Origin of the sequence: Kordia sp. (assembly GCF_045105435.1) — a bacterium.
In the GTDB taxonomy this organism is placed as follows: domain Bacteria; phylum Bacteroidota; class Bacteroidia; order Flavobacteriales; family Flavobacteriaceae; genus Kordia.
In genome coordinates, this window is record NZ_JBGCDL010000166.1 from 1 (window position 1) to 5,226 (window position 5,226).

The 5,226-nt window shown below is 32.9% G+C and carries 6 protein-coding genes and 1 pseudogene; 6 read left to right on the forward strand and 1 reads right to left on the reverse strand.

Going from position 1 to position 5,226, the window contains the following annotated elements; genetic code table 11:
* Both AB8B65_RS08950 and AB8B65_RS08955 read left to right on the forward strand, forming a co-directional pair.
* Positions 1–301, forward strand: a pseudogene (locus tag AB8B65_RS08950) (hypothetical protein); the annotation flags it as partial.
* Between the two features lie 2 nt (positions 302–303).
* Complete coding sequence (locus AB8B65_RS08955; protein WP_405300602.1) at positions 304–1,563, forward strand: outer membrane protein assembly factor; 1,260 nt, start codon at positions 304–306, stop codon at positions 1,561–1,563.
* Between the two features lie 181 nt (positions 1,564–1,744).
* On the opposite strand, the gene AB8B65_RS08960 is transcribed toward AB8B65_RS08955, so the two are convergent.
* Positions 1,745–2,674 (reverse strand): T9SS type A sorting domain-containing protein, encoded by a 930-nt coding sequence (locus tag AB8B65_RS08960; protein WP_405300603.1) that lies wholly within the window; start codon positions 2,672–2,674, stop codon positions 1,745–1,747.
* A gap of 298 nt (positions 2,675–2,972) precedes the next feature.
* Here AB8B65_RS08960 and AB8B65_RS08965 point away from each other — a divergent pair, with 298 nt between their 5' ends.
* The 4 genes from AB8B65_RS08965 to AB8B65_RS08980 form a co-directional block, all read left to right on the forward strand.
* Positions 2,973–3,443, forward strand: a complete 471-nt coding sequence (locus AB8B65_RS08965) for a RidA family protein (RefSeq protein WP_405300604.1) — start codon at positions 2,973–2,975, stop codon at positions 3,441–3,443.
* A gap of 157 nt (positions 3,444–3,600) precedes the next feature.
* Entirely contained in the window at positions 3,601–4,452 is an 852-nt protein-coding gene (locus AB8B65_RS08970) for a TraB/GumN family protein (RefSeq protein WP_405300605.1), read from the forward strand.
* 11 nt (positions 4,453–4,463) lie between these two features.
* Entirely contained in the window at positions 4,464–4,967 is a 504-nt protein-coding gene (locus AB8B65_RS08975) for an RNA polymerase sigma factor (RefSeq protein ID WP_405300607.1), read from the forward strand.
* Positions 4,957–5,226 (forward strand): hypothetical protein (locus tag AB8B65_RS08980; RefSeq protein ID WP_405300609.1); only part of this gene is annotated, 270 nt, incomplete at its 3' end. The genes AB8B65_RS08975 and AB8B65_RS08980, both read left to right, overlap by 11 nt.

Here is a 5,226-nt window from a genome sequence, read left to right on the forward strand (position 1 = left end):
TGAGGTTATTGTAAACCAAGAAACGTCTATCATGCCAAAATTTACTTGGGAAGACAATGCAAATGGCGACAATGCTATTTATTTTCAGATAGTTTCTACGCCTAATAACGGCTTACTTTCAGGAACTTACACCTTTGAAAATCAATTTCAATATTACAACATTTCAAATGTCGTGTTGAATATTACACCCGAAAATCCACTTGATTTAACGATTAATAATTCGTACAAGTTCACTTTAATGGATGTTAGCGAAGATAATTGGGTAAATACAGTAATTCAAGATATATTTGTAGCGCAATAGCTATGAAAAAAATATTACTCTTCACATTTTTACTGATTTCCTTTTACGGATTTGCACAAGACAAAATTGTCTATGATGTAAAATTTCAAGGACAAAAAAAGAACAAAGTCGGATTTTTAAAAAATTACATCAGTGTTCGAAATGGCGACGTTTTAGATTCGCTACAACTAGACCAAGATGTAATTCTTTTAAAACGTTTGGCAGGTGTATCGCATGCGTATTATCAAGTGTTTATTTCGCACGACAATTTGTACAATGTGTACTTTAATATTGAGGAAAACTTTACACTCATTCCCAATGTCAATCTTTGGACAACGACCAACGAGCAAGTTGCGTACAAAATTGGGTTGTATGATTATAATTTCTTGGGAAGAAATATCGCTTTTGGCGGATTTTATCAAAATAACGGATTCGATTCGTACGGAATCAATTTGCGTGCGCCAAACCTATTTAATCGGAATTTCGGTGTCGCCATTAATCATCAAAACTGGACGAGTGAAGAACCACTTTTCTTTGATGGCGGATCGGCAAATTATAAATATAGCAATACGTCGTTTGAAGTATTGGCGTTGTATCAAATCAATTTTAAACACCGATTGCAATTCGGAATTAACGTATTTAAAGAAGAATATAGTTATCTCAACGGAATTACATCAGATGCTATTCCACAGAGTTTAGCGCTCGACAAACAAATGCTAAAGTTTGTGTACGAATACGACAATTTAAACTACGATTATCAATATGTGGAAGGCATAAAAAACACACTTTATTTACAATATGTAACGACAGAAAACGATTTTCAAGATAACTTTTTAATCGGTTGGAGTGACTTTTTATATTTTGAAAGAGTAGGCGAAAAAGGAAACTGGGCAAACCGTTTCCGATTTGGTGTCGCTTCAAACAATGCAAGTCCGTTTGCGCCTTTTTCAGTAGACAATAACTTAAACATTCGTGGTGTTGGAAACATTATTGATCGTGGAACGGCAAGTATGGTATTGAATTCTGAATATCGGTATACATTGTATGAAAAAGGTTGGTTTATTTTGCAAGGAAACGGATTCGTTGATGCGGGAACTTGGCGAAATCCAGGCGGCGATTTTGGCGATTTTGTAGAAAGTAGAAATTTTAGAATTTATCCAGGAGTTGGTTTGCGCTTCATTCACAAACGTATTTTCAACGCTATTTTTAGAATTGATTACGGCTACGGAATTACCAGAAAATCAAGTAGCGGAATTGTTTTCGGAATTGGGCAGTATTTTTAATCTTCACGAAAGAACAAGTTTTATTATACTTACTGTTATGTGATTCTGAAACAAATTCAGAATGAGGTATTGAAGTTATATTTATTCAAGATTTAATATTTCAATCAAATTAACGAATACATAAAAAAACACTTCCCATTGCTGAGAAGTGTCTTTAAATTTTTGTTGAAAGAGAAGCTTATTAACGTACGATAAGTTTCTTTACTGTTGATTTTGAACTGTTGTCTTCAAGAATTTTCACTAAGTAAATACCAGTATTTAATGAAGATACATTTAATGTATTGTTCGTAACAGACGTATTTACAACTTCCTTACCGAGCATGTCATAAATTACCACAGAAGTATTTCTATTAGTCAATCCTTGGATCGTCAAAGAAGTTGCTCCGTTTAAAGGATTTGGATACAATGAAAAATCTTTACTAGAAGTATTTTTAGCTACTGATAAAGTATTAGCACTAGTAAAATTCTCAGCAACAATAAGATTATCTATAGTAATTGTCTCATCTGACGTAGAATTCGTTTGTCTGAATGAAAAATTAGTTACTGCAATTCCAGTGCCTGTAGATCCAGCTATAGATGTATCTGTTTCATCTGAAGCATCAACCCAAAGTTGTGCTTGACCAGCTGTTTCATCATATTTAACAGTTATTCTATATGTTGTGTCGTATGACATATCAGTTGCCCAAACTGCTTCAGCAGTAGAACTACTAGTAGCGATTCCTATTCTAAAATCTCCTGATCCATTCGGTGAGACAATATCAACACGTGCTAAAAAAGTTAAACCATTATCTTTAAAATGTGCAAAATACTCAAAATCAGTTCCTGCGATTACAGCGCCAAGGTCAGCAATTGTTAAATCAAAACTAGCATATTTTGCAGTTGCAACACTAGTAAAAGGTACACTTATATCTTCTCTAGAACCACCTCCATGTGTAAGTGAAATTTGACCTGAAGCTACTTGTATAGGAGTAGATCCTGCACCAGAATGAGCTGTCCAAGTTCCGTTGCCTACAAGTGATCCATTCGGATAATCAAAATCTTCATCGATCAAAATTTGACCAAATGAAAGTGAAGTGATAAAAAGGAATACCAAAAAAGTAATTTTTCTCATAAGATTCTTATTATATAATTAGAATTCAAAGGTACAAAAATTGAGAAAGTAACCATATTAAGAATAATTTATTTAAAGATGTAGCCTAGTTTTACATAGTTTTTAAGGTAAATCAAAAAACACTTCTTAGTTCAAAAATGACAATCATATATGGTTGAAAATTATGTAAATACAGTTAAAATAACAGGTTCCTTTGTTGGAATATTCTATTTAAACCATCATAAAAAGTAACATTACTACTAAAAACAGATTTTTGTAAAGATTCCTTAAATTTGTTTTCAACCAAAAATTCAATCTTGTGAAAACCTTCTTTTCCCTTTGTATGTTACTTTTATGTTTAGGAAGCTGTCAGACTTCAAACGACAATAACAATACTAACGATAACAATTCTAGTACGATTACATTTCATAAATCGCACTTGCCACAACGACAAAATACACCGTTTAGTGCCGCCGTAGAAACCGAAAATTTATTATTCTTATCAGGTCAAATAGGAAAAGATCATAAAAAAGGTGTTTTAGTTTCAGGCGGAATTAAAGCAGAAACAAAACAAGCATTAGAAAATATAAAAGCGGTATTAGCACAACACAATTCTTCTTTAGATCGTGTGGTAAAATGTACTGTGATTCTAGCTGATATTAATGATTTTAAAGATTTTAATAGCGTGTACGTACAATACTTTCCAAACAAACCTGCACGCACAACTTTTGCTGCGGGCGGATTAGCTATTGGCGCAAAAATTGAAATTGATGTGATTGCGGCGAAATAGTTTTTAGGTTGTATAATTTTGATTTTAAATTAGTTATAAAATAGTTTTCATTTTCTTGTAACATATTTTCAAAGTCGATACTTACGGAGCAAATAGAAATTAATTGAACACTAAGATCTATTCAGCTGAACGCCTTTTGTGACTTAAAAACAGAAACATGAAAAAACTAATTGTACTTATTTGCTTTGTGGTAAGCAGTTTTGCTGCGAACGCGCAAGATCAAAAACTTGAAAATTCTGTGTTATGGAAAATTGAACACAAAGACCTTGAAAAACCATCCTATTTGCTCGGAACGGTTCATATTTTATGTAAAGATGATTTCTCAATTCCTGAGAAAGTAACAAAGGCTTTTAACGAAACAGATCGTTTGGTATTGGAAGTAGATATGTCGGACACAAAAGCATTGATGGCAGCACAAAAAAAGATGATGTCTGGCGGAAAGTTAACGGAAGAATTATCTGAAGCAAAACAAACATATTTAGATAATTTACTGAAAAAAGAATTAAATATGTCACTGCAAATGGTCAATAATTATACCTTAATGACTGTGTATACCTTATTGATTCAGCAAAGTTATGATTGTCCTTTGAAAAAAATGTATGAAGTAGAATTGACAAGTATGGCAAAAGCTAACAACAAAAAAGTGGCAGGATTAGAAAGTTTAGATGGGCAATTGGATTTTTTCGCGAAGGCGTATCCAAAAGATTTTTTATGGCAACAAATAGAATTGCATTCTGAATACAAAGTAGCTTTAGAAGAAATGGTAACATCCTACAAAAAAGAAGAAATTAGCAAACTTTATGATGGAATAAACGATGCACGTTTTTTCAATAAGAATGCAGCACATTGGATGTTGACTGTTCGCAATATAAATTGGGCAAAATTAATGCCCGAAATGATGAAAAAACAAAGCAATTTATTTGCTGTTGGAGCTGCACATTTGCCAGGTGAAAATGGCGTAATTGAATTATTAAGAAAGCAAGGATATACAATTACACCTGTATTTTAAAACTCGATTCATTGGAACTCACAGAACAAGAATTTCTAAGTAAAATTACCACACACAAAGGTATTATTCACAAGGTTTCTCGCATGTACTTTGAAGATGCGAACGATCGTGAAGATTTGGTGCAGGAAATTATTTTACAACTCTGGAAATCGCTTCAATCGTTCAATGGGAAAAGTCAGTTTTCAAGTTGGATGTATCGTGTGGCATTGAACACGGCTATTGTATTTTTTAAGAAAGATAAACGCAAGCCTGATAATTATAAAATGCCTGAACATGTGCAATTGGCACAAGAAGACTATTCTGATGAAAAGGAAGAACAATTGGCAACTTTTTACAAAGCGGTACAGCAATTGAACAAAATTGAAAAAGCGTTGATCTTTCAGTTTATAGAAGGGTTTTCGGGAGAAGAAATTGCTAAAAATTTAGGAATGTCACCTGTAAATGTTCGCGTAAAGCTGAATCGTACGAAGAAAAAATTAAAAGAAATTATAAAAACACAAAGTCATGGATTTTGATAAAATTAAAGAACTGATGGACGACGAAAATCAAGACGGTTTGTTGTTGCCTACGAGTTTAGAAAACGTAAAGAAAAGTCAAATGCCAATTGCCAAAATACGCAAAACGATGAAAGGGGAAATTGCCATACAACTTGCGGGAATTGTGATATTTTTCACCTATCCTTTTTTAATAAAAATGTATGAATTGCCACGTGCAGTATATTTTATTTTTATGTTCATTACGAGCTTGATGACTTTAGGATATTTGGCAAAAATG